Consider the following 26,378-nt stretch of genomic DNA (forward strand, 5'->3'; position numbering starts at 1 on the left):
TAACTTTAATTTATCGTTCATACGCTCTGCGTCATCCAACTGTAAAACCAGCTGCGTAGATACCGTCTTAAACCCGCTCATGCAAGGGAAAAATTAGGATCAAAAGGTTTACCGGATTTCAAGATAGCGAAAGCCAGATGAATGAGCTTACGCATGGCGGCGCAGACAATGAGCTTGCCGTTTTTGCCATTAGCTTTGAGTCGTTGGCATTGGACGCGAATGGCTGGATTATGTTGCCAGGCGACCAAAGCGGGTAGATAAAGCGCTTTGCGCAACCGAGCGTCACCGGTCTTGGCAATACGCGTTTTGCCCTGCCATTGTCCTGACTGTCGGATGGCGGGTGCGAGGCCGGCTTGGGCCACGACTTGTTTGGCGTTGGCGTAGCCATGGTGAGGACTTAAGGCCACGAGCAAATAGGCGGTCGTGGCGGGGCCGATACCCGGAATGGAGGTCAGCAGATCGCTTTGCTGCTTGAGATCGGGATCCTTNTCGACATGGTCTTGGATGGCTTGACGGGTAGCCTTCAGTTCGGCCGCCAATGTTGCCAGTACNGTGTTGATGGAAGGGACAATAGCGGTATCAGCTGTCTCCAGTCGGTTTTGCTCCATGCGCTGCATCTCCAGCAAGTGCTCCAAGCGACGCGTGAGGGCTTGCAACTGGCGCAGATTCGCGGGTAGCGGCTTCCAGGCAACCAAGTCGGCTTGCAGGGCATAGCGGGCAATCAGCTTGGCGTCGGCCTTATCGGTTTTGGCGCGGCTCAGCTCGCTTTTTCCGAAGGCATGAATTTGAGCGGGGTTCACCACGCTGACGAAGTAGCCACCGTCGGCGAGAAACTCTGCCAGGGGCAGGCCGTAAGCGCCAGTGGCTTCCAGGCAAAGGCGCCGGTCGGTGTCGCCAAAACCGTCTAGCCAAGCGGCGAACGCGGCAAAGCCCTCGAGGTTGTTGGCGAACTTGGCATGTTTATATTTGCCTTCGGCGAGCCGGGCTACGTCGAATTTGAGCTTGGCAATATCGATGCCGATGATAGTAGAAGTCATGAGCGCTATCTCTGGGTAAAAATGACAAACTTAGACTGCTTGATCAGAATGGACACTCGCAAAGTTCAGCCTTATGAATACAGGGTCAAGGCGAACCAAGCCCTTAGAATACCGTTCGAACTTTAAAGTGAGTGCGGGCGATGGAGAGAACTATCTACAAGGCAGGCTTTCAAGCCTCAGGGTGGGCACGTCTTCCCCATCGCCCCCCGATGATCAGTCGGGGATTCTGCCGCTTTTTTCGGTCAGAATCGAGATATAAGGGTGGGCTCGGTTTTTGTGCCCACGCGGACTAACTCTTCTAGTCCATTCAAGGCTTTGACACCGTACTTTTCGTCTTTTAGCATATCCAGTTTTACTTAGCCCCCAAGACCAAGTGCTCCTAAAAACTCTCGTTCCCGGCCAAATCTGGTATGCGCAACAAGCCATTCAATTCGGTCCGTTAAATCTAAGCACCAGAGCCACTTTCGTCAAACTGCGGGACGGCTCGATTTGGGTGCATTCGCCGATCGAGCCGTCAGCCCAACTGGTGACTGAAATTGCCAAAATCGGCCCGGTGCGTTATGTGCTTGCACCGAACAAGAGCCACCACCTGTTTTTTACATCGTTCATCCTGGCTTTCCCGAATGCCCAAGGCTATATCGCGCCGGGGTTAGCGGAAAAACGGCCGGACCTCGGCGTTTACCCAGAGCTGTCACCATTGGAAAAGCCGGCATGGACGACCGAGTTAATCCCCGTATTTGTGGAAGGCCTGCCCATCATCAACGAGACGGTTTGGTTTCACAGCGCAACGGGTACTTTGATTCTTACCGATCTGCTGTTTTGCTTCGGCGCTGAACACATCGGATTAGCGCGCGTGGTGGCGAGGCTGCTCGGCGTCTACGATCAACTGGCAATGTCGCGAACCATGAAACTGCTGGTTAAAGATAAAACCGCATTGGCGCGCTCGGTCGATGCGCTGCTGGCGCTGGATGTTGAGCGGATTGTGCTGGCTCACGACCAAATCATCGAAAACGACGCTAAGCGCAAATTAAGCGCGGCGTTCAACTGGCTGAGAAAATAAGGCGTCTTTTATCGTTCCTACGCTCCTCGAAGCAATCCGAACCGGCGTTCTGTTTCATGCAACCGTAAAACCTGACTAGCCATCATTCCTGTTAGAATCGCCGCACTACCCCATCAAGGAGCATCGCCCATGAGCGACTTTTACAGCCCGCAACACCGACAATTGCAAGAGCAACACGACACCGTCAAGCTGGCGGATCGCTTGGAACAAATCATCGTCGAACAGCAGGTAAGCGAGCAGCATCAGCCGTTTATCGAGAGCCGGGATTTTTTCTTTCTGACCACGATAGATCAGCGCGGCTATCCAACTTGCTCTTACAAGGGCGGTAATCCCGGACTGGTGAAGGTTGTTGGTCCGCAGGAACTGGCGTTTCCCAGTTACGACGGCAACGGCATGTTTTTGTCGATGGGCAATATCAACGGCAATCCGAAAATCGGCATGTTGTTCATCGACTTCGAAACACCGCATCGGATTCGAGTGCATGGCGACGCCCAAATTGAAACCAACGATCCGTTACTGGCGGAATATCCTGGCGCGGAGCTGATCGTAAGGGTGGCGATTAGCGAGATTTTTATCAATTGCCCGCGTTATATCCACAGGATGAGTCGCGTTTCCCGCTCAAAATACGTCCCGCAAGCCCATCAAGACACGCCGTTGCCGCAATGGAAGCGTATCGATGCGGTGCAGGATGTGTTGCCGGCTGGCGATAAGCAAGTTGCCGAGAGTCTGGGCGGGGTTATTACGCCGGAAGAGTATGGGGCGATGGTGTTGAGCGGTGAAGCTTGAGCTCTAAACCTCCCCCTTTGAAAAAGTACCCGCCGGGCATAAAGGGGATCGAGGGGGATTTATTCTAAACAAATCTCCCCTAGCCCCTCTTTTGCAAAGAGGGGAACGACAAACACAATCCGAAACACTCACTTGAAATTGGAGACCAACATGAGCGAAAGAATCATTATGCGCACCGGCGAAGCCCTGGTAGCGGGCGGACCGGCAGGTACGGCAGCGGAACCGGAAATCATCATCGGCGAACTGGACGGGCCGGTCGGCACCGCGATTGCCACTTTAACCGGCGATCAAGTTCAGGGCCACACTCGGGTATTCGCGATTTTAAATACCGATATTCAGGTGCGCCCGGTCACGCTGATGGTCAGCAAGGTGACTGTCAAGAACAGCCGTTACACCAATATTTTAATGGGCACCGTGCAAGCGGCGATTGCCAACGGCGTATTGGATGCCGTGCGCGCGGGTGATATTCCCAAGGAAAAAGCCAACGACTTGGGGATTATTTGCTCGGTCTGGCTGAATCCTTGCGTGATCAAAGACGACAATCTGGATCATCAAATTTTGTTCAACATCCACCGCGAGGCCATGGCCAAAGCCATTCATAAGGCCATGACCAACACACCGGATATTGATTGGCTGCTGGAAAACCAGGAAAAAATCACCCACAAGTATTTTCAGATGGGGTTGGACGGCAAGATTTAATTGTCTGGTCACTTGGGTTGCAAGCCTTTTGCAGCCCAACACCAAGCCATCTTTCTCGCCCCTGCTGTCGTCTTAACCGCCATTCCCGCTTAACACCGCCCCTAGCATCCAGCAACACCTCGCCAAGCAAACTAATGGCGCATCACTATTTGTTTGACAAAATCCGCAAATCCGCTTAAAAAGACCACATAGTTTCGATTCGAAATTATTTATGCATTTACTTTTGTGGGGGATACGATCATGAAAAAAAGCATTTCGATACTGCTGATGGGCCTGCTAAGCACCGTTGCCGTTACCACGTTAGCCGCCGATCAGGCCGTGCCGTTTCCGGAGGGCTATCGTAATTGGCTGCACGCTAAAAGCATGTTGATTCAACCTGGCCACGCCCTGGAGAATCCGTTTCAAGGCCTGCATCATGTCTATGCTAATAAACAAGCTGAGTCCGGCTTGAAGACCGGTAAGTACGCGGACGGCTCGGTGCTGGTATTCGATTTAATGCAGTATCAAGAGAAGGATAAAACCATCCAGGAAGGCGAGCGCAAACTAGTGGGCGTGATGCTGAAAGACGCGAAAAAGTTTGCCGCAACCGGCGGCTGGGGGTTTGAAGGCTTTGCCGGCAATAGCAAAACCGAGCGGCTGGTGAAAGACAGCGGCACTTCGTGCTTTGCCTGCCATGCGTCCGAGCAAAAAACCGATTATGTGTTTTCCCAGTATCGGCCTTAGGCTCTGCGGCTGATCCTCAGGAGAGACGCAAACTACGCGTCTCTCCATTTGCCTTAAGCTTGATCGACCAGGCGGATACCAGCTTCTTCTATCACGATCCGCCGTTGTTTGTACAAGCCGCCTATCGCTTGCTTGAAGACCTTTTTGCTGACGCCAAAGGTGTCGTAAATAATCTCCGGTGCACTTTTGTCGGTTAGCGCCACATAACCGCCGCGCTTAGCCAGTATCGCCAAAATCTTCTCTGACGTGGCATCGACTTTCTGGCCGTATTTTTCCTGGCTCAGGATCAAATCCAGCTTGTTGTCGGGGCGGACTTTTTTAATAAATCCGGTCAAAGTTTGGCCTTTTTGCAAGGGCTGAAAAGTCTCGCTTTTATACAACACGCCCCAGTATTGATTGTCCACCACCGCTTTAAAGCCCAAGTCAGTTTCGTCAGCGATGATAAGTTGCACCGCTTGGCCGTCCTTATAATAAAACGCTTGGTCTTGAATGAAATCATCCAGCATCATCGTCGCGGCGATGCGGTTGTTTTCGTCTAAAAACAGACGCACCAGATAAGAACGCCCTTCGACGACTTTCCCCTTTTGTTCGCTAAACGGCAGCAACAAATCCTTAGGCAATCCCCATCCCAAAAACGCACCGGCATGGCTGAGCGATATACATTTTAACCAAGCCACCTGATCGACTTGGGCAAGCGGCGTTTGCAGGGTAGCGATGGTTTGATTCTTACCGTCAATGTAGACAAAGGCGTTTACGGTATCGCCGACCTTTAGATTATCCGGTGCATCTTGGTCTACCAACCCAATCTCGCCAAGCTCTCCACCATCCAGACCATACTGATTATCACGCTGGCTGACGACGGTTAAAGTGTTGAATTTGCCTAGTTCGATCATGAAGATTCCGGAGTTTGATGGGCATGGGCGTCGGCACTTGCTGGCCGCACGCGGAGAAATGAAGGGCTATTATACAAACGAATCGGTAAAACGGCAGACCGCTTCTCCTTATACGGCCGGGCCTTGTACAACTTGCCAAAGGTCACGATACACACGCAAAACGAAGTCAAAACCCCGTTATTCTGCCGCCCGTCTATAATGGACGGTTTTTTCGATTTGATAAATCCTGCTTTTATCGAATATACGTGCCGATTATGAATCTACTCCTGAAGTACCTGTCCTCTTGCTGGTTTCTGAACAATCCCTCGGATTTAGTCCCGCCTACCTCGTTTATGTGGAAAAACGTGGCGTTCTATCTGATTTCCGGCATCATCGTTGAAGGCTTGATCGCCGACCCGGCTGATGGCTCGTTGGAAGTTTTGGGCCGCACCACCATGGCTTTCGGCTCGGTGGCGATCTTATTGCTGATGGAAAAAAAATGGGGCTGCTTCAACCAGTTGTACACCTCGATATTCGTCTGCGAGAATTTCATCATGACATTGGCGGTCAGCGGGGAAGCACTCGACTACTGGCTGGTACTCAATCACCACCCCTACCGCGAGGAAATCGGCATCGGCATCGCGCTATTTTTGGTGATTTGGTATATCTCCATCGTCAGCTATATCTTTCGCGCTTTCTTCAGCTACCCAACCAGCGTCAGTGTGGTTTATGCCTTTAGTTATTTCGTGCTGACTTACGGCATACCGATGCTGTTGATGGACATCTAAAAACTAAGGATTACCAGCCGGAGCACGCTAACTCCGGCCGGCGTGTCGCTTATATTTGCGCTAAGTTACCCCGATCTTCCAGCCAACTTTTCCGGTCCCCGGCGCGCTTCTTGGCCAGCAATAAATCCATCTGCTCGCGGGTGTCGTCGTTTTCTTCGATGGTCAACTGCACCAAGCGGCGGGTATCGGGATTCATCGTGGTTTCCCGCAATTGCGACGGATTCATCTCGCCCAAACCTTTAAAGCGCTGAATGTTGATCTTGCCGGTGAGTTTTTCCGCTTCGATCCGCGCCAACACGCCCAAGCGTTCCGATTCGTCTAGCGCGTAAAACACTTTCTTGCCCACGTCGATCCGATACAGCGGCGGCATCGCCACGAACACATGCCCGGCTCTCACCAAGGCATTGAAATGCTGGTAAAACAGCGCGCAAATCAAGGTGGCAATGTGATTGCCGTCGGAGTCCGCATCGGCCAGGATGCAGATCTTGCCGTAGCGCAGATTTTGCAAGTCGTTACTGTCCGGCTCTATGCCTAGAGCCACGGCGATGTCGTGCACTTCCTGCGAAGCCATGACTTCCCCGGAATCGACTTCCCAGGTATTCAGAATTTTCCCTCTTAAGGGCATGATGGCCTGAAACTCACGGTCGCGCGCTTGCTTGGCCGAGCCGCCAGCCGAGTCGCCTTCGACCAAAAACAATTCTGTTCTGCTGAGATCCTGACCGGAACAATCCGCCAGCTTACCGGGCAGGGCCGGGCCGCTGGTGATTTTTTTGCGGACGATTTTCTTGCCGGCTCTAAGGCGTTTCTGTGCACTAGCCAAGATGATTTCGGCGATCTTCTCGCCTTCCTGCGGATGCTGATTCAACCATAAGCTGAACGTATCCTTGGCAACGCCGGACACAAAGGTCACGCATTCGCGCGAACTGAGCCGTTCCTTGGTTTGGCCGGAAAACTGCGGGTCTTCCAGTTTTACCGATAATACGAAATGGCAACTTTCCCAAACGTCTTCAGGGGCGATCTTCACACCGCGCGGCAAGAGGTTACGAAAATCCAGAAACTCGCGCATCGCCTCGGTCAAGCCGGCGCGCAAGCCATTGACGTGAGTACCGCCTTGGGCAGTCGGCACCAGATTCACATAACTTTCGGCGATGGTTTCCGGCAGGCTGTCGGGCGTCCAGACGATGCCCCACTCCACCGCTTCGTTGCTGGCAGCCATGTTGGCCATGAATGGCGGTTGCGGAAAGATTTCGGCGTCGCCGACCCGGTCCAGCAGATATTCCTGCAAGCCGTTCTGATAACACCACTCGAATTGCTCGTCGCTGAGTTCCGAATTAAGGGTGATTTTTAGCCCAGGGCACAATACCGCCTTGGCCCGCAGCACATGCTTAAGCTTGCTGACCGACACCCGATTGGAATCGAAATATTTACCGTCCGGCCAGAAATGCACGCTGGTGCCGGTGTTGTTTTTACCGACCGTGCCGCTCTGTTGCAAGTCGCTGACCTTGTCGCCGCCGGCGAACTCCATTTGATACACGCCAGCGCCGCGCTTGATTTCGACCAGTAACTTTTCCGATAAGGCATTGACCACAGACACGCCGACACCGTGCAGACCGCCGGAAAATTGATAGTTTTTATTAGAGAATTTACCGCCGGCATGCAACTGCGTCAGGATCACTTCCACACCAGGGATGCCCTGCTCGGGATGAATATCCACCGGCATGCCCCTGCCGTTATCGTCCACCCGTACCGAACCGTCTTTATAAAGCACGACATTGATGGTATCGGCATGCCCAGCCAGCGCCTCGTCGACGCTGTTGTCCACCACTTCTTGCACCAAGTGGTTAGGACGGGTGGTGTCGGTATACATGCCGGGGCGTTTGCGCACCGGGTCCAGGCCGCTCAGTACTTCTATGGCAGCCGCGTTATATTCTTGGGTCATGATGTCTCGTAATAGGTGATAACAGAGTGTCAGCTGACCATTATATGTCAGCAACGGGCGCCAAGGAGGCTCCGGAAAGCCGGTCCTTATCACCCGGCTCACCACACCTCAACTTCCGCAAGCTCCATCTGAAATTATCTATCCGCTGGAAAAGCCGGACCCACGGCGTTTTCCAGGGCACTGCTGCCGTTTTTGACAACAAACCACCTGTTTGACGGCAGCCCCGGTTTCGATCAGCGCAGCCGTTGAACTTGGTCGGCGGCGAACACGATAGTTTCTTTGCCGGGCGTTGTTTCGTTGAAATCGATCGATGCCGGCCAAACGCCACCGAAGCTCCACTCCGCGATGGGCGTCATAGCCTGGTCGTAGGCGATCAGCGTCGCATCGACCCGCGACCGGCCCGACCTACCGTTGACAAACTGTTGTCGCCAAGTCCAAAAATCCATCGATTTAGTCAAACCTTTGCTACAGGTAAGATTTTTAACCGACAAACGTCCGGGTATCTTACTCGGAATGAACTCCCCACGCGGGCTAACCCTCTGCTCCACTTCGTTCTGCGAACCCATGCCTTTGCAATCGGTGAAATAGGTGGTGACACCGCCGGCGTTGAATTCGTAAAAAACCAATGGAGCGGGATTGTCTATGACATTCTCAACGGCGCCGCCGCTAGCTGACGAGACCACGACTGCACCTAATAAAACGCTGATAAAACGGCTGGTTGTTTTCATGACATATCCTCAAAAAGTTTGCTTCGGTTGAGCCTAAACGGCGGCCGAACGGTTAGATAATTTGGGTTAGAAGAAAGCCACCGATCCGATGTTTAAACAATCTGTCGTAAAAATCGATGAACTTCGATTTGTATCAGCAAATGGAATGCCATTTTCCGCGAACCCGGATAACAACGAGGTAACTCATTGAATGAAAAACACTATTTATAGACCTCTATAGACACACAGCGCCGCCAATACAACCTGTAGCCCACGGCATATCGTTTTTACACGAAATATCGTAAAACATCGAAAGACAGCCGGTCTGGATTGCGGACCGCTCGTGCAGAGCAGCATCAAAGCCGTCGAATATTTGCGTAACAGAGGAGCGGTTCTTGCGGAAACCAGATAGGGACCAAAGAAAACCCAAGCTCATAAAGAGGCATTGCCCGCTTAAACTACTTCATAGCAACTTGAAATTTCGGATGTAACCCGCTTGAGCGAGCTGGTTCGGAGTTTTTGAATGGCTAGGGAGCTGGAGCTTAGGAACCCGAGTAAACCAGGGTAAGCTCACAAATGTAACCATTAGTGTCGGCGCTTCCGTCTAAGTCGTGGTAAACGACTGGGCGAACCGGATTATGCCTTTCATTTCCTGGTTCGTTGCTGGTATCACTTCGCTAGTTACTTATTTAACTGCCTATATTGGTAAAAAATGGGCCGTTCGTACCGCCGTTATTGCCGGCTTAATAGCGCTAACTGCTGCCTTTACTGCGGGGCTTGGTGCCTTAGTGACTGCCTTATCTTATGGCGTAACAGACCAATGGTTCCGTTTTGGGCTGTCTCTAATGCCCGCTAATACTTTACCTTGCATCGGTGCTTATATTTCCGCCTCTGTCATGCGTTATATATATGACCGCAATTATTCTTTCACTGCTCGTTGGCTCGATGGTGGTTTATAACGATTGTTTTCTCAAAACCTCCGGCCTCTATATGGGGCCTTTTTTTTATCTAAATTCCGATAGGGGGAATAATAATGAAACAACATGGTGTCTATTATGTAACTGGGGGCCTGCGTTCGGGAAAGTCCCTTATTTGTACACGCAAGATTCAAGAATTTTTACAACAGGGTAGGAAAGTAGCTACTAATTTTGATTTGAAATTAGAAAACATGCTGCCCGCTCATAAAAAGGATGTAACGTGTATTCGCATACCTGATCATCCGAATGTAAACGATCTTAATAATATCGGTCTTGGGTATGATTCAGATGATCCCGACGATTACAATGAATCAAAGTTCGGTTTATTGGTTCTCGATGAGTTGGGGACTTGGATGAATAGCCGAAATTGGCAAGACAAGGCGCGGCAAAACTGAAGATGATGTTATGGTTCTACTTGCTGAAAAAATTGAGGCTTTGCATTGATATGGTGTTTTTTCGCTCTCCTGCTTATATCGGTTCTGCTCTTGACGATCAAGCTTACTGGCTCGTTTATCGCCTTCTCCTTGCTCGTCGTCGTTTCTGGTTCAATCCTGTTCTAGTTTTTAGGCTTTCGCGTGTAATTCGTTGTGCTCGTTTACGCTTGCGTCGTCGTGTCCAAAAAATGGCCTTTTTATAGTTCTATAAGGTTCTATAATGGCCGTTAAGCCTGGCTTTATGTCCTTGTTTTTTATTGTTTTTTATCGCTAATGTTCTATAAAGTTCTGCGTTTCGCAAAACATACTATAATGCTCGGTCATTTTTGAGCACCGCAAGCCACTTTATATGTCGAGACGTAAAAGCGCATCCCAATTTGAGGAAGCGATGGAAGAACTGGAGAAATTGGTCGAACAAATGGAACGCGGCGATATTTCTCTGGAAGAGTCCTTAAAATCCTTCGAACGCGGTATCAGATTAACCCGCACCTGCCAGCAAGCACTGCAAGACGCCGAGCAGAAAGTCCAAATTTTATTAGAAAAAAACGGCCAGCAAACTTTGGAGCCATTCACCGATGAGTAACTTAAAAGCCTTTCTTACCGCCTGTCAAAACCGCGTCGAACGCGCGCTGGACGCCAGGTTGCCCGGCGAGAATATTCTGCCCCAAACCCTGCATCAAGCCATGCGCTACAGCGTGCTAGACGGCGGCAAGCGCACCCGCCCGTTGCTGACTTACGCAACCGGCCAGGCCTTGGGTTTAAGTGAAGACGTACTGGACGCCCAAGCTTGCGCGGTGGAGTTTATTCATGTGTATTCATTGATACACGACGATTTGCCGGCAATGGACAACGACGACTTACGCCGCGGCAAACCGACTTGTCACAAAGCTTATGACGAGGCCACCGCCATTCTGGCCGGCGATGCATTGCAAGCCCTGGCATTTGACGTGTTGGCCAACGACTCAGCCATTCTGGCCGGTGCGGAAGCCCGAGTAAAAATGATCGCCGCGCTGACCAGAGCCAGCGGTTCGCAGGGCATGGTCGGCGGGCAAGCTATCGATTTGGGTTCGGTTGGGCGCAAGCTGACTTTGCCGGAACTGGAAAATATGCACATCCACAAGACCGGCGCGTTAATTCGCGCCAGCGTTAATCTGGCTTCGCTGTCCAAACCGGACCTTGATGCGGATGTGGCAAAAAAACTGGATCACTACGCCAAATGCATAGGCCTGTCATTCCAAGTTAAAGACGACATCCTGGACGTGGAAAGCGACACCGCCACCTTGGGCAAAACTCAGGGCAAGGACGTCGATAACGACAAACCGACTTATCCAGCATTGTTGGGAATGGCCGGCGCCAAGGAAAAAGCCCAGGAACTACATGAACAAGCTGTCGCCAGCTTGGCCGGTTTTGGCAGCGAAGCGGATTTATTACGCGATCTGTCGCTGTATATCATCGAACGTACGCACTAAGCGTTGCGAGCACGATTTATACTTCTTGCGCCACAATCCCCCCGGTTTTCGGCTTGCGTCCCTTTAGCTGGCGCGGAATATTGTGACGCAAACATATAAAGGAATTTATTAACCCATGACAGTCTCTGACTTTCCGCTTCTCAACACCATCAACAGCCCTGCCGACATCCGCGCACTGAAACCAGAACAACTCGAGCCGCTGGCCGATGAGTTGCGTCGCTATCTGACGCATACGGTCAGCATCTCCGGCGGCCATTTTTCGGCCGGCCTGGGCACGGTGGAACTGACGGTGGCGCTGCATTATGTGTTCGATACGCCATCGGACCAGTTGGTCTGGGATGTGGGACATCAAGCCTATCCGCATAAGATTTTGACCGGCCGCAAGGACAGAATGCCGACGATTCGGACTTTGGGTGGAGTGTCGGCGTTTCCCTGCCGCTCGGAGAGCGAGTACGACGCCTTTGGCGTGGGTCATTCTTCGACTTCGATCAGTGCAGCTTTGGGGATGGCGATTGCCTCGCAGTTGCGCGGGGAAGACAAGAAGATGGTGGCCATCATCGGTGATGGCTCGATTACTGGCGGTATGGCCTATGAGGCGATGAATCATGCCGGCGATGTGAATGCCAATCTGTTGGTGATTTTGAACGATAACGATATGTCGATTTCACCGCCGGTCGGGGCAATGAATAATTATCTGACTAAGGTGTTGTCGAGTAAGTTTTATTCCTCGGTACGGGAAGAGAGTAAGAAGGCTTTGGCCAGTATGCCGTCGGTCTGGGAATTGGCCCGGAAGACCGAAGAACATGTGAAGGGCATGATTGTGCCGGGGACGCTGTTCGAGGAGTTGGGCTTTAATTATTTCGGGCCGATTGACGGTCACGATGTGGAGATGTTGGTTTCGACTTTAGAGAAGTTGAAGGATTTGTCGGGACCGGTGTTTTTGCACGTGGTCACGAAAAAAGGCAAAGGCTATGCACCGGCGGAGAAAGACCCCTTGGCCTATCACGGGGTGCCGGCCTTCGATCCGACTAAGGATTATTTGCCTAAAGCCGCACCGTCGCCGCATCCGACTTATACGGAAGTGTTTGGTAACTGGTTATGCGATATGGCTAAGCAGGATGAGCGGCTGTTGGGGATTACGCCGGCGATGCGCGAAGGTTCGGGTCTGGTGGCGTTTTCCCAGCAGTTTCCCAAACGCTATTTCGATGTGGCGATTGCCGAGCAGCATGCGGTGACCTTGGCGGCGGGTCAGGCCTGTCAGGGTGCCAAGCCGGTGGTGGCGATTTATTCGACGTTTTTACAGCGGGCGTATGATCAATTGATTCACGATGTGGCTTTGCAAAATCTGGATGTGTTGTTTGCGCTGGATAGAGCGGGCTTGGTGGGACCGGACGGTCCGACTCATGCCGGGGCGTTTGATTACAGTTATATGCGCTGTATTCCGAATATGCTGGTGATGGCGCCTGCCGACGAGAACGAGTGCCGGCAGATGCTGACCACCGGTTTCAAGCACAACGGCCCGGCCTCGGTGCGCTATCCGCGCGGCAAAGGACCGGGGGCGACGGTCGACAAGGCTTTGACCGAGCTACCTATCGGCAAGGGCGAAATCAGACATCAAGGCAGCCGCATTGCGATTCTGGCCTGGGGCAGCATGGTGACACCGTCTGTGGAAGCCGGCAAACAACTGGGCGCCACGGTGGTGAACATGCGTTTTGTGAAACCGCTGGATGAAGCCTTGATTTTAGAGATGGCGAAAAGCCATGATGTCATCATCACGGTCGAAGAGAACGTGATTGCCGGTGGCGCGGGCAGCGCGGTGAACGAGTTCTTGCAAGCGCAGCAGATTTTAATGCCGGTGTTGAATATCGGCTTGCCGGATCGCTTCGTCGAGCAAGGCAGTCGCGAAGAGTTGCTGGCACTGGTAGGACTTGATGCCAAGGGCATCTTGGCTAAGATTGAAGCGGTTTGTGCGTAAAGCTGGAGAGCAGAAATGGATAGATTGAGAAACAAGATTCGGGATATTCCGGATTTTCCAAAACCCGGCATCATTTTCAAAGACATAACGCCGTTGGTCAAAGACCCGGCAGCGCTGCGCTTGGCCGTGCACCAACTGCTGCATCCTTTTTTAGGCCGCGACATCACCGCAGTAGCCGGCATGGAAGCGCGCGGCTTTATCTTCGGTTCGCTGGTGGCATGGGAACTGGGCATTCCCTTTATACCGCTCAGAAAGCCTGGCAAACTGCCTTATGACGTGCAAAGTGTATCTTACGATCTGGAATACGGTTCGGCGGAACTGGAAGTGCATATCGATGCGGTAGACAGCAACGATAAGGTATTGTTAATCGACGATTTACTGGCCACCGGCGGCACCGCCAAGGCGAGTTGCGATCTGATCGAAAAGCTGGGCGCTACCGTGGTAGCCTGCGCTTTTGTGGTGGAACTGGACTTCTTGCAAGGGCGGGAAAAACTGGGGAACTACGAAGTGCATTCCTTATTGCATTACTGAGAAATACTACGGAGACGCTTCCCTGCGTCTCTTCAAACAAAATTAATGGCGCTTAAGCGGTCTTTTTTTTTTACTCATTTGGTCCATTTTGTCCGAGGCTTTTTCAAATTCCAAAGCAGCATTATCGAACGATTTGGACATGCTATCGAACGCAGCGCTACCTGCCTTTGCGCTGCCAGGACCTACCTCAATGCTATTTTGCACGTGGCCGGGTAGTTTTTTAGCCGTATCGGCTTTTGGTTTTTGCGTCGCATTAGTTTCTTTAGGCTTTGCTGAAGAAATTTCGCCGACATCGACATCCGCGTCTATGTCCAGATCATAGTCAGTCGAATTACTCTTACCGTCATTGATCAAGTTTTTGCGGTATTGTAAAAATGACTCACGGGTAAACACATAAGGATCCAACGCCGCTTCGTCGATAAAATTCAAAGCGCCTTCGGCATTTGCTCTGTCGTTAATACCCTCGACAATACCCGTCCCCGGCACGTAAGTTCCTGGATTGGCAGCTTTGTCGACCACAATTGCCGCACCGTCACGGATAGTAGTTGGACCTAAAATCGGCAAGACCAAGTACGGGCCTTGATCGACACCCCAGACCGCGAGTGTTTGACCAAAATCTTCGACATTGCTTTGCAATCCCAGGTCGCTGGCCACATCAAACAACCCGAGCAAACCAACTGTGGAGTTGGTCAAGAAGCGCCCAGTGTCGGAAGCACCTTGTTCAAACTTACCTTGCAGCACATCGTTCAAGACAACATTGATACCTTTAAGATTAGTAAAAAAGTTGCTGACGCCAGTTTGCATAAAATTGGGCGTTACAGTCTTATAGCCATTAGCGATGGGCTTCAGCAAATGCTTATCCAAGCCCATGTTAAAACCGTACATGGAGCGATTGAAGCCCTCGTAAGGATCAGCTGCGTCTGACTTAGCTTTAGAGGCTCTGTTAGCATCAACCGGATGCTTATCCGTAGTAGCACACCCGGTTACCGATAATGCGCTTGAAAATAACACCACCCAGAACAGGGATGCCTGGCTGTTGCCTAGATAACGAGGGCTATACATTACTGACGATTCCTAACAAACTTATTGTTTTGCGTAACTTTCAATTTTCTCAGTGATTTTAACGATCAAGGCATCAAAGCCATCACGGCTTAGCACACTAGTGTAATCCGATCTTTTCAATGCCAAATCACTGACGCCATCGGCTATTATATTGATAATTTGCCAGCCATCGTCTTTTTTCTTCATCATATAATCGAACTTCACATCCTTTTCGCCGGGAATATGCAAGTTGGTGTGAATCACCACGCCACCCCTGCCGGTTTCCTCTTCGGATGCAAAAGTAAACGATTCGCCCGAATAGTCTTTAAAGTTATGAGCATACGCTGACACACTGAGCTTGCTGAATACGCTTTCTAGTTTGTTCTGCTGCTCGGTTGTCAATTCTTCCCATTGCTTTCCTACCACGATTCTGGCGATTTTAGGCAGATCATGACTCTTCTTTACCGCCACATCCAGCTTGTCGTAGCGCCCTTGAAAGCCAAGCTCTTTACCCGCCTTCATTACGCTCAGCAACTGGTTTTGAAACTCCTCGACGACCTGACGCGCAGAAATCTCTTCAGCATTAGCTAAGGAAGACAGACAGACAAGCATTAGCAAACTAAGACCGAAATACAATTTTTTAAACATAGCCGTTATGAAAACCTGTTAATGAGGATGACTTCCTGGGTTCGTCTTAAGACTCTACTTTTACTGGAATCTCGGAAATTGCCGATTTTTTGAAAGAAGCAATAAACTCCGGCTGCTTTTCGGCAACCATTTCACCGGAGGTTTTGGGGCCGCGCACCGCAGCCCAAAGTGCTTTCAATGGATGCGCCAAGGTATCCTCAACCGCCGTTGCCTCATAGCCGCAATGTGCCATGCAGTTAGCGCACTTAGGGTTTTTCACCGTGCCGTATTTGTCCCAAGGCGTATCATCCAGCAATTCCTGAAAAGAGTTAGCATTACCTTCGTCAGCTAACAAGTAGCAAGGTTTTTGCCAGCCAAACACGTTGCGCGTTGGATTACCCCATGGCGTACAGTCGTAATTCTGATTGCCGGCCAAATAATCCAAATACAACGACGAATGGTTTAATTTCCACTTACGGGTCTTGCCAATTTTGAAAATACCGCGAAACAGGTTTTTAACGTCAAGACCTTTGATAAACACATCTTGCTTAGGCGCGCGCTCGTAGCTGAATCCAGGCGCTATAGTGATACCTTCTACGCCCAACTCCATCGCATAATCCAGAAATTCCGCCACTTCTTCCGGGGTTTCCCCTTGGAACAAGGTGCAGTTAACGGTGACCCTAAAACCTTTACTCAAGGCCAACTTGATCGCTTCGACAGCGATGTCGAAAACGCCTTCCTGACAAACCGAAGCATCATGTCGATCTTTTAAACCATCAAGATGCACGGAAAACGTCAGATAAGGCGACGGCGTGTAATCGTTAATCCGTTTTCTTAACAACAAGGCGTTGGTGCACAGATAAACAAATTTCTTTCTGGCAACGATGCCGGCCACAATCTGCGGCATTTCTTTATGAATCAAGGGTTCGCCGCCTGGAATGGACACCATGGGCGCGCCGCACTCATCAACCGCAGCCAAACATTCCTCAACAGAGAGTCGCTTGTCCAGAATATCATCGGGATAATCGATTTTACCGCAGCCCGCGCATGCTAAATTGCATCTGAACAGGGGCTCCAGCATCAAAACCAAAGGGTACTTTTTTACACCTTTGATTTTTTGCTTGATCAGATAACTACCTACAGCCAATTGCTGACGTAAAGGAACACTCACAGCATTATTCTCCAAAAACTATCACGACATCCAGCGACCACTGCTGTTACAAAAAAACAACAGCCGCAAACCGATAACCATCCTAGTAGTGACACCTGCTGCGGCCTATTTAGACCATCAATGAGGCTCGAGGCGCACAATTAGATGTGGTCAGAATACCACTTTCCAACAACATACTCCAGATAAAATACGCAAAAAACAACAAGAACATGCGCACATTTCCTGAAAGCCACACAAAGCCGCTTAGCAACCACAAGAAAGCATGGCCACCAAAAAACCATAATTATTTTTCTAAAACAACAACAAAGACCGGAAGCTCGAACTCGCACATTGCTTTTGACAGCAGCATTTCGACAAATTTGCCATAAAGCAACATCACTTTGCAAAACACCAACAAACAGTCTATCATTTGGGCAACTAATAGTTAGCCTTGATACAGATGAACGGATCTCAAACACTAATCAACAATCCGGAGTTGCTCAGACAACTACCCGACGCCGAACTGCAAGCCACCCTGCTTGAAGGCGTGTCGCGCACGTTTGCGCTAACTATTCCGCAACTCCCCGGAGAGCTATATCCGGCCGTGGCCAATGCTTATTTGCTGTGCCGCATCGTAGACACCATAGAAGACGAAATATCCCTTAGCGCCGAACAAAAAAAATACTTTTGCAGCGCTTTTATAGACATAGTCAACACCGGCAATAACGCAGACGTATTCAGTGCCGAGCTAGCCCCACTGCTCTCGGCGCAAACCATTCCGGCCGAACATAGCTTGATCCAGCTGGTGCCTCGCGTGATTGCAATAACCCGCTCACTGGACGCTCCGCAAATCGAAGCCCTAGCGTGTTGCGTGAAAACGATGGCGAACGGCATGCCGGTGTATCAAGCACTGGATTTGCATGCCGGCTTGAAAACCATGAAAGACATGGATGACTACTGCTATTACGTCGCCGGCTGCGTCGGTGAGATGCTGGCCAAGTTGTTCTGCCATTATTCGCCGGAAATTGCCGCGCATCGCGAGGAGCTACTAAGGCTCTCAGTCTCCTTTGGTCAAGGCCTGCAAATGACCAATATCCTGAAAGATATTTGGGACGATGCCAAACGCGGCGTGTGCTGGTTACCGCAAGACATTTTCACCGAAACCGGCTTCAACCTGGCCGAACTGACGCCAGCGACCGACGACGAGCGTTTCCGCCTCGGCCTGAGCCACCTAGTGGCTATCGCTCATGGGCACTTGCAGAATGCATTAACTTACACCCAACTCCTGCCCAGCCATGAAACCGGCATCCGCAATTTTTGCTTGTGGGCCTTAGGCATGGCCGTGCTCACCTTGAAGAAAATCAAGGCAAACCTTAATTTCAACGAATCCAATCAGGTCAAAATCAGTCGCAACAGCGTCAAAGCCACTATTGTCGTCACCAAGTTGACCGTGCGCAGCAATATGCTGCTATCCCTACTGTTTAACCTGACCAGCCGTAATTTGAAATCGCCGGATTGGCACTATTCACCTATATCGCACACTGGACAATAAGGAATCACTATGTTTACTGAAGCCCATATAGATACCAGCAGCCAAGACATCAGCAATGCCAATACCGGCAAAACGACCGGCCTTGGCTTACTGAATGCCGCCATCGAACGCGCCCAAGCCAAATTACTCAGTTTGCAAAGCCCGGAAGGTTATTGGGTATTTGAACTGGAAGCCGACTGCACCATCCCGTCCGAATACATCATGATGATGCACTACCTGGACGACATCGACGAAGAATTGCAGCGCAAAATCGCCGTTTACTTGCGTAGCCGCCAAGCCGAAGACGGTAGCTATCCGCTATTTACCGGCGGCCCCGGCGACATCAGCGGTAGCGTGAAAACTTATTACGCTTTGAAAATGGCGGGCGACTCCATCGACGCGCCACATATGGTTAAATTGCGCGACTGGATACTCAGCCAAGGCGGCGCCGCGCGCGCCAATGTCTTCACTCGTATCGCGCTGGCGATATTCGAACAATTGCCGTGGCGCGGCGTACCCTATATTCCGGTGGAAATTATGCTGCTGCCCAGCTGGTTTCCGTTTCACCTGGACAAAGTATCCTATTGGTCGCGCACCGTGATGGTACCGCTGTTCATCATGTGTACCTTAAAGGCCAAAGCCAAAAATCCGCACAAGGTCAATGTCTTGGAATTGTTTGTCGTTCATCCGGACGAGGAAAAACATTACTTTCCGGAACGGACTCTGCTGAATAAATTCTTCCTGGGCCTGGATAAACTGGGCCGCGTTACTGAGCCGTTGATTCCACAACGCATGCGCGAACACGCCATCCAAAAAGCCGTGGATTGGTTTACCGAACGGCTGAATGGCGAAGATGGTTTGGGCGGCATTTTCCCAGCCATGGTTAACGCCTATCAATCAATGTTACTGTTGGGTTTCCCAAAAGACCACCCCAATGTCTTGATCGCCCGCCAGTCCATCGACAAACTTCTGGTGGTCAAAGACGATTATGCCTATTGCCAACCTTGCCTGTCGCCGGTTTGGGATACGGCGCTTGCAGCGCTAGCATTGCAAGAATCCGATAAGGCAGCAAATACACCCAGCCTTACTAAAGCTTACGATTGGCTAAAAAGCGTGCAATTGTCCGACGAGCCGGGCGACTGGCGAGTACGCCGCCCCAATCTGGCTGGCGGCGGCTGGGCATTTCAATTCGCCAATCCGCATTACCCCGATGTTGACGACACTGCTGTAGTAGGCTTTGCCATGGCCGATTCCAATCTGCCTGAACTAGATGAGTCTATTCACAGAGCGACGCGCTGGATCGTCGGTATGCAATCGCAAAATGGCGGCTACGGTGCCTTCGATGTCGATAACACTTATTACTATTTGAACGAAATTCCGTTCGCCGACCACGGCGCTCTACTTGACCCACCCACTGTCGACGTCAGCGCCCGCTGTGCGATGTTGATGGCCCGAGTTGCGAAAGATCACGACGAATATTTACCTGCTCTGGAACGCACCATCGAATACATCCGTGGCGATCAAGAAGCCGACGGCTCCTGGTTCGGCCGTTGGGGTACCAATTACATTTACGGCACCTGGTCTGCCTTGCTGGGCCTGGAGCAAACCAATGTACCGAAAACCGACCCGATGTACACCAAAGCGGCGGCATGGTTAAAAAGCGTCCAACGCGAAGACGGCGGCTGGGGCGAAGACAACTTGAGTTATCACGACGATAAAAAATTTCGCGGCCGCTACCATTTCAGCACCGCCTTCCAAACTGCCTGGGCCGTGCTGGGTTTGATCGCCGCCGGCGAAGTCCACAGCCAGGAAGTCAAAGCCGGCATCGACTTCCTGCTGCGCAGTCAACAAGCCGATGGCGTATGGAATGACCCTTGCTTTACCGCACCGGGCTTTCCAAAAGTGTTTTATTTGAAGTATCACGGCTATGACAAGTTCTTCCCCTTGTGGGCTTTGGCTAGATACCGTAACGAATTAGCCAAACAGTGACCATAGGAATTCTTGTTGCTTTACCGGAAGAGCTCTCCACCCTGACCCGCCTAAAGTTGGTCCAGGGTGATTGCGTCAGCATCGCCGATAACGTTCTCTTAGCATTTGCCGGTGCCGGACCGGTCAACGCGGAACGAGCCACGCATCTGTTAATCGCCAAAGGCGCCAAAAAACTGATCAGTTGGGGCTGCGCGGCCGCATTGTCGCCGCAATTGAAACCGGGCGATCTGATGTTGGCCGAGCAGCTGTTATCGGAGCAACAACAGGTGTTCGATACCGACCCCCGCTGGCGTAAGCGTCTGCATGAGTTGCTGGATAAGCAGTTTCCGATTTCCAATGGCAAGTTGGCTGAAAGCAGTCATATCGTCAGCAACAGTAGCGATAAGCACAATATATACCGGCAAACCGGTGCGATTGCCTTGGACATGGAAAGCTGCGCCATGGCCAAAATTGCCGAGCAATCAAACTTACCTTGTCTGGCAATTCGTACGATTGCCGATCCTGTAAGCATGAGCCTACCCCAAGCAGTTACTCAGGCCTTGAATGGTCAGGGGCAGGTAGAAACCAGCAAACTCTTGCGTTTTTTGGCAACCCACCCATGGGAAGCACCCAGCCTGATCAAGCTGGGATTACATTTTCATGCCGCGCAAAAAACCTTGAAAATCATTGCCAAACAACTAAACGAAATCATCGTTTTTTAGCAGAAAACCATGAATTATTGAAGGGTTAAGCAGCGGGAACATAGCGTAATCCGGAAATAAACCAAGCACTTACGAGGTATTACATGTCTTTTAGCATTGCCGATCTTTTTACTCAGCACTTCGACGAGAAATTCGACTTGCATGAGCGTCACCTGAACAACCAGATGGTGCGCGTTTTACGGACTATCGGTTACGACAGAAACTATAAAAAAGCAATCGGCCAATATCTTTACGACGAAGACGGTAACGAATACTTGGACTTGCTGAGCGGCTTCGGCGTGTTTGCGATGGGCCGCAACCACCCAACCATTATCAAAGCGCTGCAAGAAACCCTGACCTTGGAATTACCCAGCCTGGTACAGATGGATGTGTCCTTGCTTAGCGGTCTGCTGGCCAAGGAAATTCTAGCTACCTGCCCGGATAATCTGGAAAAAATGTTTTTCTGCAATTCCGGCACCGAAGCAGTAGAAGCGGCCATCAAATTCGCCCGCTACACTACCAAACGTTCGCGTATCGTGCATTGCGACCACGGCTATCACGGTTTGACCATGGGCTCGCTATCACTGACCGGAGAGCACATCTTCCGCGAAGGCTTCGGCCCGCTGCTGCCGGAATGCACGTCGGTGCCGTTCAATGACTTGGCAGCACTGGAGGAAGCCTTGAGCAGCAAAGATGTGGCGGCTTTCATTGTCGAGCCCATCCAAGGCAAAGGCGTCAACATCCCGGACGATAACTACCTGCCGGAAGTGGAGCGCTTGTGCAAAAAATACGGCACTTTATTCGTGGCCGACGAAATCCAGACCGGCATAGGCCGCACCGGCAAGTTTTGGGCTATCGAGCACTGGGGGGTTAAACCCGACATGATTCTGATGGCGAAAGCCTTGTCCGGCGGCTTCATCCCGGTCGGCGGTGTCGCCATGACCACCCATATCATGGACACCGTGTTCAACCGTATGGATAGAGCCGTCGTGCATGGCTCGACCTTCTCGAAAAACAATATGGCAATGGCTGCCGGCCTGTCCGCATTGCATGTAGTTCACGAAGAAAAACTGGTCGAAAACAGTGCCAAGGTCGGCGAAGACATCATCGCTACCATCAACGCCATGGCGCCCAAATACGAATTCCTGAAGGAAGCGCGCGGCAAAGGCTCAATGATCGCCATCGAATTCCATGCCCCGAAAAGTTTGGGATTAAAGGCCGCCTGGGCCATGCTGGAAGCGGCCAATAAAGGCCTGTTCTGCCAAATGATCCTGATCCCGTTGTTCAAGGAACACCGGGTACTGGCGCAAGTGGCCGGTCACGGCATGAACGTGGTCAAGTTTTTACCTCCCCTGACACTGACTCAAAAAGATCGCGATTGGATTGTCAATTCCGTGGAGAAAACCATCGCCGATACGCACAACGTCACCGGTTCGATCTGGACGCTGGGTAAAAACCTGGCCGGCCACGCTCTGAAAAACAAAAAATAAGGTGCCATATATGAATTTTTTCAAACCTGCTTTGTTCGCATTGGCACTGGTCGCCAGTAACACCGCTTTCGGCCACGCAGTCGTCACGCATAATTCTTTAAAACTCAACCCGGTACCGGTCAACTTGGCCAGCCAAGTGGAGCTATCGTTCAATTCCAAAGTGGAATTGGATTTATCGGAAGTCTTCCTGGTCAGTGCCGGCGACAAAATGCAAACCATTACTGCCACGCCAGGTGAAAAACCCGGCCAAGTATTGCTGCATCTCCCTGCCCTGGAGCCGGGAGAATATGCAATCAAATTAAAAATATTTGCAGCTGACGGTCATCTCAGTGAAGACCTGCTGCGTTTTTTCGTTAAACAGGCGAAGTGATCCTCATGGAAGGCATTGCAAATTATTTAGACTCACTGATAGGCGGCGTCGATCTCACGTTTTACTCCATCACTATCGGTGGCTTGCTATGGGGACTGTTCGTGTTGCGCCCCTGGCATGAAGAGGCGCTCTATAACTCGGCTTTACTGAGCAAAACCGTCAACCTGATCCATTTCGGCAGCAAAGCGCTGATCATCACTCAATTGTCGAAAATCGGCCTGAAGATTTGGTTGATGGCGGCGACCTTGGGGAAATCGCCGTTTCCGGCATTTTTCCAAACCGTGCAGTTTCAAGCGGGTTTGGCGCGAGCGACTTGTGCATTTATCCTGGCCCTGTTCATCAGACAAACGCTAAAAAGTAACCCTCGTTCCAAACAATCCTGGGTGCTATCGACAGCGATTATCGTGCCGCTGGTCATCTCTGCAGCTTGGCTGGTGCATGGCGCCAGTCGTTTAGAAGATCGCGGTCTGCTGATGACACTGACCGTCACTCATCAAATGGCCGCCGCCACTTGGGTGGGCGGTATTTTTCAGATCCTGGCTTTATGGGGGCTGAAAAAACGCAATTTGATCGCTGTCGAAGTTTGGCCGTTATTATTAAAACGTTTCTCGATAGTGGGTATCAGCGCCGTCGTTGTTTTACTAGCTACCGGCACACCGCTGGCTTGGTATTACATCCGCACCTTCCAAGGCTTTATTGGTGCGGGTTACGGCAATCTGTTATTGGTAAAAATTATCATGCTGGGTCTGGCGCTGGGCTTTGCCTGGTTGAATCGCCAAGCTGTAAATGCCTATTTCACCAGCCGTAGCCTCTATGCGCTTACCGCGCGCGTACCCTATTACATCGAAGCAGAAACCCTGATTCTGCTGACCATCCTGTTCACCGCCGCTAGTTTGGCATCGCAACCGCCCGCAGTCGATATTCCGCACCTGACCGCGAGCTTCGAAGAAGTCTTGAACATGTTCCATCCGCGCATACCGCGCTGGGAGTCGCCGACGCATGAGGCTTTGATCGCCGGCGAAGCCGGACGGGTAGCGATTGTCGGCCAGATCCCATCGGAAGCTGCCACCGCTTGGTCGGACTACAACCACAATATCTCCGGTATTTTCCTGACGACGATGAGCTTTTTTGCCATGTTGTCGTTCTCCAACCGCTTCCATCGCTGGGCGCGCTTTTGGCCAGTCGGTTTCATGGCATTGGGCGTATTTCTGTTTTTCCGTAGCGACGCGGAAAGCTGGCCGCTCGGTCCTATCGGCTTCTGGGAAAGCACCTTTAACAACGGCGAAATTTTGCAGCATCGCATCGCCACCTTGCTGGTATTTGTGCTGGGCTTGATCGAAGTCAGAGCACGGCTAAACAATAATAGCGGCTTCATGCCCTACATGTTTCCATTGCTCGCTGCGTTTGGCGGCATGATGCTGCTGGCGCATTCGCATGTCGGTTTCGAGGCCAAATCCGCCTTCTTGATTCAAGTGGGCCATACCATGATGGGCGTATTTTCGCTAATCCTGGCTTGCGGCCGCTGGCTGGAACTTAAGCTGGATTCGCCCGGCAAAAACGTTGCCGGATTTATCTCAGTATTCGCCTTATTCCAGATAGGCGTCATCCTGATGTTCTATCGTGAACCCCTGTACTGATTATGAAACAGACTAACGAATTTCCGCTGTTAGAAACCATCCAGTCCCCCGCTGACGTTCGCGCACTCAAACCGGAACAACTCGAACCGCTGGCCGATGAATTGCGTCGCTATCTGACGCATACGGTCAGCATCTCCGGCGGCCATTTCTCGGCCGGCCTGGGTACGGTGGAACTGACGGTGGCGCTGCATTATGTGTTCGATACGCCGTCCGATCAGTTGGTGTGGGATGTGGGCCATCAGGCTTATCCGCATAAGATTTTGACCGGCCGCAAGGACAGAATGCCGACGATTCGGACTTTGGGTGGAGTGTCGGCGTTTCCCTGCCGCTCGGAGAGCGAGTACGACGCCTTTGGCGTGGGTCATTCTTCGACTTCGATCAGTGCAGCTTTGGGGATGGCGATTGCCTCGCAGTTGCGCGGGGAAGACAAGAAGATGGTGGCCATCATCGGTGATGGCTCGATTACTGGCGGTATGGCCTATGAGGCGATGAATCATGCCGGCGATGTGAATGCCAATCTGTTGGTGATTTTGAACGATAACGATATGTCGATTTCACCGCCGGTCGGGGCAATGAATAATTATCTGACTAAGGTGTTGTCGAGTAAGTTTTATTCCTCGGTACGGGAAGAGAGTAAGAAGGCTTTGGCCAGTATGCCGTCGGTCTGGGAATTGGCCCGGAAGACCGAAGAACATGTGAAGGGCATGATTGTGCCGGGGACGCTGTTCGAGGAGTTGGGCTTTAATTATTTCGGGCCGATTGACGGTCACGATGTGGAGATGTTGGTTTCGACTTTAGAGAAGTTGAAGGATTTGTCGGGACCGGTGTTTTTGCACGTGGTCACGAAAAAAGGCAAAGGCTATGCACCGGCGGAGAAAGACCCCTTGGCCTATCACGGGGTGCCGGCCTTCGATCCGACTAAGGATTATTTGCCTAAAGCCGCACCGTCGCCGCATCCGACTTATACGGAAGTGTTTGGTAACTGGTTATGCGATATGGCTAAGCAGGATGAGCGGCTGTTGGGGATTACGCCGGCGATGCGCGAAGGTTCGGGTCTGGTGGCGTTTTCCCAGCAGTTTCCCAAACGCTATTTCGATGTGGCGATTGCCGAGCAGCATGCGGTGACCTTGGCGGCGGGTCAGGCCTGTCAGGGTGCCAAGCCGGTGGTGGCGATTTATTCGACGTTTTTACAGCGGGCGTATGATCAATTGATTCACGATGTGGCTTTGCAAAATCTGGATGTGTTGTTTGCGCTGGATAGAGCGGGCTTGGTGGGACCGGACGGTCCGACTCATGCCGGGGCGTTTGATTACAGTTATATGCGCTGTATCCCGAATATGCTGGTGATGGCGCCGGCCGACGAGAACGAGTGCCGGCAGATGCTGACCACCGGTTTCCATCACCCGGGACCGGCCTCGGTACGCTATCCGCGCGGTAAGGGGCCGGGGGCGACGGTCGACAAGGCTTTGACCGAGCTACCTATCGGCAAGGGCGAGATCAGACATCAAGGCAGCCGCATTGCGATTCTGGCCTGGGGCAGCATGGTCACACCGGCAGTGGAAGCCGGCAAACAACTGGGCGCCACGGTGGTGAATATGCGTTTTGTGAAACCGCTCGATGAAGCCTTGATTTTAGAGATGGCGAAAAGCCATGATGTCATCGTCACCGTGGAGGAAAACGTCATAGCTGGTGGCGCGGGTAGTGCGGTGAATGAGTTTTTACAGGCGCAACAGATTTTAATGCCGGTGTTGAATATCGGTTTGCCCGATCACTTCGTCGAGCAAGGCAGCCGCGAGGAATTGCTGGCGCTGTGCGGGCTGGATACGAAGGGTATCCTGGCGAAAATTCAGGCGGTTTGTGCGTAAA

At 51.5% G+C, this 26,378-nt stretch carries 25 protein-coding genes; 18 read left to right on the plus strand and 7 right to left on the minus strand.

The window, feature by feature from the left end; all coding sequences use genetic code 11:
- Positions 1–77 precede the first annotated feature (77 nt).
- Positions 78–1,037: an IS110 family transposase gene (locus tag METH11B_RS0110460; RefSeq protein WP_026601996.1), complete on the minus strand. Its 960-nt coding sequence runs from the start codon at positions 1,035–1,037 to the stop codon at positions 78–80.
- A gap of 373 nt (positions 1,038–1,410) precedes the next feature.
- Between METH11B_RS0110460 and METH11B_RS0110465 the strand changes: the two genes are divergently transcribed.
- The 4 genes from METH11B_RS0110465 to METH11B_RS0110480 all read left to right on the plus strand — a co-directional run bounded on the left by METH11B_RS0110465 (position 1,411) and on the right by METH11B_RS0110480 (position 4,305).
- Positions 1,411–2,097, plus strand: coding sequence for a DUF4336 domain-containing protein (locus METH11B_RS0110465; RefSeq protein WP_026601997.1), 687 nt, complete (start codon positions 1,411–1,413; stop codon positions 2,095–2,097).
- Between the two features lie 129 nt (positions 2,098–2,226).
- Positions 2,227–2,883 carry a pyridoxamine 5'-phosphate oxidase family protein gene (locus METH11B_RS0110470; RefSeq protein ID WP_026601998.1) on the plus strand — a complete coding sequence of 219 codons (657 nt, stop codon included), beginning with the start codon at positions 2,227–2,229 and terminating at the stop codon, positions 2,881–2,883.
- A gap of 150 nt (positions 2,884–3,033) precedes the next feature.
- Positions 3,034–3,582, plus strand: a complete 549-nt coding sequence (fae, locus tag METH11B_RS0110475) for a formaldehyde-activating enzyme (protein WP_026601999.1) — start codon at positions 3,034–3,036, stop codon at positions 3,580–3,582.
- Positions 3,583–3,822: 240 nt separating this feature from the next.
- Positions 3,823–4,305, plus strand: coding sequence for a cytochrome P460 family protein (locus METH11B_RS0110480; RefSeq protein ID WP_026602000.1), 483 nt, complete (start codon positions 3,823–3,825; stop codon positions 4,303–4,305).
- A gap of 53 nt (positions 4,306–4,358) precedes the next feature.
- Here the strand turns inward: METH11B_RS0110480 and METH11B_RS0110485 are convergent, their stop codons facing one another.
- Positions 4,359–5,198, minus strand: coding sequence for a CvfB family protein (locus METH11B_RS0110485; protein ID WP_026602001.1), 840 nt, complete (start codon positions 5,196–5,198; stop codon positions 4,359–4,361).
- A 254-nt stretch (positions 5,199–5,452) separates the two neighbouring features.
- Between METH11B_RS0110485 and METH11B_RS0110490 the strand changes: the two genes are divergently transcribed.
- Positions 5,453–5,965 carry a hypothetical protein gene (locus METH11B_RS0110490; RefSeq protein WP_036275824.1) on the plus strand — a complete coding sequence of 171 codons (513 nt, stop codon included), beginning with the start codon at positions 5,453–5,455 and terminating at the stop codon, positions 5,963–5,965.
- Positions 5,966–6,014: 49 nt separating this feature from the next.
- On the opposite strand, the gene parE is transcribed toward METH11B_RS0110490, so the two are convergent.
- Together parE and METH11B_RS0110500 are read right to left on the minus strand one after the other, a co-directional pair.
- Complete coding sequence (gene parE, locus METH11B_RS0110495) at positions 6,015–7,904, minus strand: DNA topoisomerase IV subunit B (RefSeq protein WP_026602003.1); 1,890 nt, start codon at positions 7,902–7,904, stop codon at positions 6,015–6,017.
- 233 nt (positions 7,905–8,137) lie between these two features.
- Positions 8,138–8,632: a phage tail protein gene (locus METH11B_RS0110500; protein ID WP_026602004.1), complete on the minus strand. Its 495-nt coding sequence runs from the start codon at positions 8,630–8,632 to the stop codon at positions 8,138–8,140.
- A gap of 617 nt (positions 8,633–9,249) precedes the next feature.
- Here METH11B_RS0110500 and METH11B_RS0110505 point away from each other — a divergent pair.
- The 6 genes from METH11B_RS0110505 to METH11B_RS0110530 all read left to right on the plus strand — a co-directional run bounded on the left by METH11B_RS0110505 (position 9,250) and on the right by METH11B_RS0110530 (position 13,997).
- A complete protein-coding gene (locus METH11B_RS0110505) occupies positions 9,250–9,570 on the plus strand; it encodes a DUF5455 family protein (protein ID WP_026602005.1) in 321 nt (106 codons plus the stop codon).
- A 74-nt stretch (positions 9,571–9,644) separates the two neighbouring features.
- Positions 9,645–9,983 carry a zonular occludens toxin domain-containing protein gene (locus tag METH11B_RS0110510; RefSeq protein WP_026602006.1) on the plus strand — a complete coding sequence of 113 codons (339 nt, stop codon included), beginning with the start codon at positions 9,645–9,647 and terminating at the stop codon, positions 9,981–9,983.
- A 388-nt stretch (positions 9,984–10,371) separates the two neighbouring features.
- Positions 10,372–10,605, plus strand: a complete 234-nt coding sequence (locus METH11B_RS0110515) for an exodeoxyribonuclease VII small subunit (RefSeq protein ID WP_020484945.1) — start codon at positions 10,372–10,374, stop codon at positions 10,603–10,605.
- Positions 10,598–11,491 carry a (2E,6E)-farnesyl diphosphate synthase gene (gene ispA / locus METH11B_RS0110520; RefSeq protein ID WP_026602008.1) on the plus strand — a complete coding sequence of 298 codons (894 nt, stop codon included), beginning with the start codon at positions 10,598–10,600 and terminating at the stop codon, positions 11,489–11,491. The genes METH11B_RS0110515 and ispA overlap by 8 nt, the downstream gene beginning before the upstream one ends.
- A gap of 115 nt (positions 11,492–11,606) precedes the next feature.
- Entirely contained in the window at positions 11,607–13,466 is a 1,860-nt protein-coding gene (gene dxs / locus METH11B_RS0110525; RefSeq protein WP_026602009.1) for a 1-deoxy-D-xylulose-5-phosphate synthase, read from the plus strand.
- A 15-nt stretch (positions 13,467–13,481) separates the two neighbouring features.
- On the plus strand, positions 13,482–13,997 hold the full coding sequence (locus tag METH11B_RS0110530; RefSeq protein ID WP_026602010.1) for an adenine phosphoribosyltransferase: 516 nt from the start codon (positions 13,482–13,484) through the stop codon (positions 13,995–13,997).
- Between the two features lie 42 nt (positions 13,998–14,039).
- On the opposite strand, the gene METH11B_RS0110535 is transcribed toward METH11B_RS0110530, so the two are convergent.
- Genes METH11B_RS0110535 through hpnH form a run of 3 tightly spaced genes read right to left on the minus strand, consistent with a single transcriptional unit; the run spans position 14,040 to position 16,836 of the window.
- A complete protein-coding gene (locus METH11B_RS0110535; RefSeq protein WP_036275827.1) occupies positions 14,040–15,059 on the minus strand; it encodes an MlaA family lipoprotein in 1,020 nt (339 codons plus the stop codon).
- A 21-nt stretch (positions 15,060–15,080) separates the two neighbouring features.
- Positions 15,081–15,686 carry an ABC transporter substrate-binding protein gene (locus METH11B_RS0110540; protein WP_026602012.1) on the minus strand — a complete coding sequence of 202 codons (606 nt, stop codon included), beginning with the start codon at positions 15,684–15,686 and terminating at the stop codon, positions 15,081–15,083.
- Positions 15,687–15,732: 46 nt separating this feature from the next.
- Complete coding sequence (gene hpnH / locus METH11B_RS0110545) at positions 15,733–16,836, minus strand: adenosyl-hopene transferase HpnH (RefSeq protein ID WP_026602013.1); 1,104 nt, start codon at positions 16,834–16,836, stop codon at positions 15,733–15,735.
- Positions 16,837–17,275: 439 nt separating this feature from the next.
- Between hpnH and METH11B_RS0110555 the strand changes: the two genes are divergently transcribed.
- The 7 genes from METH11B_RS0110555 to dxs (METH11B_RS0110585) all read left to right on the plus strand — a co-directional run bounded on the left by METH11B_RS0110555 (position 17,276) and on the right by dxs (METH11B_RS0110585) (position 26,377).
- The gene (locus tag METH11B_RS0110555; RefSeq protein WP_026602014.1) at positions 17,276–18,367 is read left to right on the plus strand and encodes a phytoene/squalene synthase family protein; all 1,092 of its coding nucleotides are present in this window, start codon (positions 17,276–17,278) and stop codon (positions 18,365–18,367) included.
- A 9-nt stretch (positions 18,368–18,376) separates the two neighbouring features.
- Positions 18,377–20,335, plus strand: a complete 1,959-nt coding sequence (gene shc, locus METH11B_RS0110560; protein ID WP_020484936.1) for a squalene--hopene cyclase — start codon at positions 18,377–18,379, stop codon at positions 20,333–20,335.
- Positions 20,332–21,036: a phosphorylase family protein gene (locus METH11B_RS0110565; RefSeq protein ID WP_020484935.1), complete on the plus strand. Its 705-nt coding sequence runs from the start codon at positions 20,332–20,334 to the stop codon at positions 21,034–21,036. Before shc ends, METH11B_RS0110565 begins: the two co-directional genes overlap by 4 nt.
- Before the next feature lie 83 nt (positions 21,037–21,119).
- Complete coding sequence (locus tag METH11B_RS0110570; RefSeq protein WP_026602015.1) at positions 21,120–22,505, plus strand: aspartate aminotransferase family protein; 1,386 nt, start codon at positions 21,120–21,122, stop codon at positions 22,503–22,505.
- 10 nt (positions 22,506–22,515) lie between these two features.
- On the plus strand, positions 22,516–22,875 hold the full coding sequence (locus METH11B_RS0110575; protein WP_026602016.1) for a copper resistance CopC family protein: 360 nt from the start codon (positions 22,516–22,518) through the stop codon (positions 22,873–22,875).
- 5 nt (positions 22,876–22,880) lie between these two features.
- Positions 22,881–24,512 (plus strand): copper resistance D family protein, encoded by a 1,632-nt coding sequence (locus METH11B_RS0110580; protein WP_026602017.1) that lies wholly within the window; start codon positions 22,881–22,883, stop codon positions 24,510–24,512.
- Between the two features lie 2 nt (positions 24,513–24,514).
- A complete protein-coding gene (dxs, locus tag METH11B_RS0110585) occupies positions 24,515–26,377 on the plus strand; it encodes a 1-deoxy-D-xylulose-5-phosphate synthase (protein ID WP_026602018.1) in 1,863 nt (620 codons plus the stop codon).
- Position 26,378: the final 1 nt, after the last annotated feature.

This window comes from Methylomonas sp. 11b (genome assembly GCF_000515215.1).
Classification (GTDB): domain Bacteria; phylum Pseudomonadota; class Gammaproteobacteria; order Methylococcales; family Methylomonadaceae; genus Methylomonas.

Bases quoted from the DNA above. Each gene is read 5' to 3' on its own strand.
- METH11B_RS0110575 (WP_026602016.1), top strand. From the start codon at position 22,516: ATGAATTTTTTCAAACCTGCTTTGTTCGCATTGGCACTGGTCGCCAGT.
- dxs (WP_026602018.1), top strand. From the start codon at position 24,515: ATGAAACAGACTAACGAATTTCCGCTGTTAGAAACCATCCAGTCCCCC.
- METH11B_RS0110505 (WP_026602005.1), top strand. From the start codon at position 9,250: ATGCCTTTCATTTCCTGGTTCGTTGCTGGTATCACTTCGCTAGTTACT.
- METH11B_RS0110570 (WP_026602015.1), top strand. From the start codon at position 21,120: ATGTCTTTTAGCATTGCCGATCTTTTTACTCAGCACTTCGACGAGAAA.
- METH11B_RS0110555 (WP_026602014.1), top strand. From the start codon at position 17,276: ATGAACGGATCTCAAACACTAATCAACAATCCGGAGTTGCTCAGACAA.
- METH11B_RS0110485 (WP_026602001.1), bottom strand. From the start codon at position 5,198: ATGATCGAACTAGGCAAATTCAACACTTTAACCGTCGTCAGCCAGCGT.
- shc (WP_020484936.1), top strand. From the start codon at position 18,377: ATGTTTACTGAAGCCCATATAGATACCAGCAGCCAAGACATCAGCAAT.
- dxs (WP_026602009.1), top strand. From the start codon at position 11,607: ATGACAGTCTCTGACTTTCCGCTTCTCAACACCATCAACAGCCCTGCC.
- METH11B_RS0110510 (WP_026602006.1), top strand. From the start codon at position 9,645: ATGAAACAACATGGTGTCTATTATGTAACTGGGGGCCTGCGTTCGGGA.
- METH11B_RS0110500 (WP_026602004.1), bottom strand. From the start codon at position 8,632: ATGAAAACAACCAGCCGTTTTATCAGCGTTTTATTAGGTGCAGTCGTG.
- METH11B_RS0110470 (WP_026601998.1), top strand. From the start codon at position 2,227: ATGAGCGACTTTTACAGCCCGCAACACCGACAATTGCAAGAGCAACAC.
- METH11B_RS0110535 (WP_036275827.1), bottom strand. From the start codon at position 15,059: ATGTATAGCCCTCGTTATCTAGGCAACAGCCAGGCATCCCTGTTCTGG.
- parE (WP_026602003.1), bottom strand. From the start codon at position 7,904: ATGACCCAAGAATATAACGCGGCTGCCATAGAAGTACTGAGCGGCCTG.
- METH11B_RS0110480 (WP_026602000.1), top strand. From the start codon at position 3,823: ATGAAAAAAAGCATTTCGATACTGCTGATGGGCCTGCTAAGCACCGTT.
- METH11B_RS0110580 (WP_026602017.1), top strand. From the start codon at position 22,881: ATGGAAGGCATTGCAAATTATTTAGACTCACTGATAGGCGGCGTCGAT.
- METH11B_RS0110530 (WP_026602010.1), top strand. From the start codon at position 13,482: ATGGATAGATTGAGAAACAAGATTCGGGATATTCCGGATTTTCCAAAA.
- METH11B_RS0110490 (WP_036275824.1), top strand. From the start codon at position 5,453: ATGAATCTACTCCTGAAGTACCTGTCCTCTTGCTGGTTTCTGAACAAT.
- ispA (WP_026602008.1), top strand. From the start codon at position 10,598: ATGAGTAACTTAAAAGCCTTTCTTACCGCCTGTCAAAACCGCGTCGAA.
- METH11B_RS0110515 (WP_020484945.1), top strand. From the start codon at position 10,372: ATGTCGAGACGTAAAAGCGCATCCCAATTTGAGGAAGCGATGGAAGAA.
- METH11B_RS0110540 (WP_026602012.1), bottom strand. From the start codon at position 15,686: ATGTTTAAAAAATTGTATTTCGGTCTTAGTTTGCTAATGCTTGTCTGT.
- fae (WP_026601999.1), top strand. From the start codon at position 3,034: ATGAGCGAAAGAATCATTATGCGCACCGGCGAAGCCCTGGTAGCGGGC.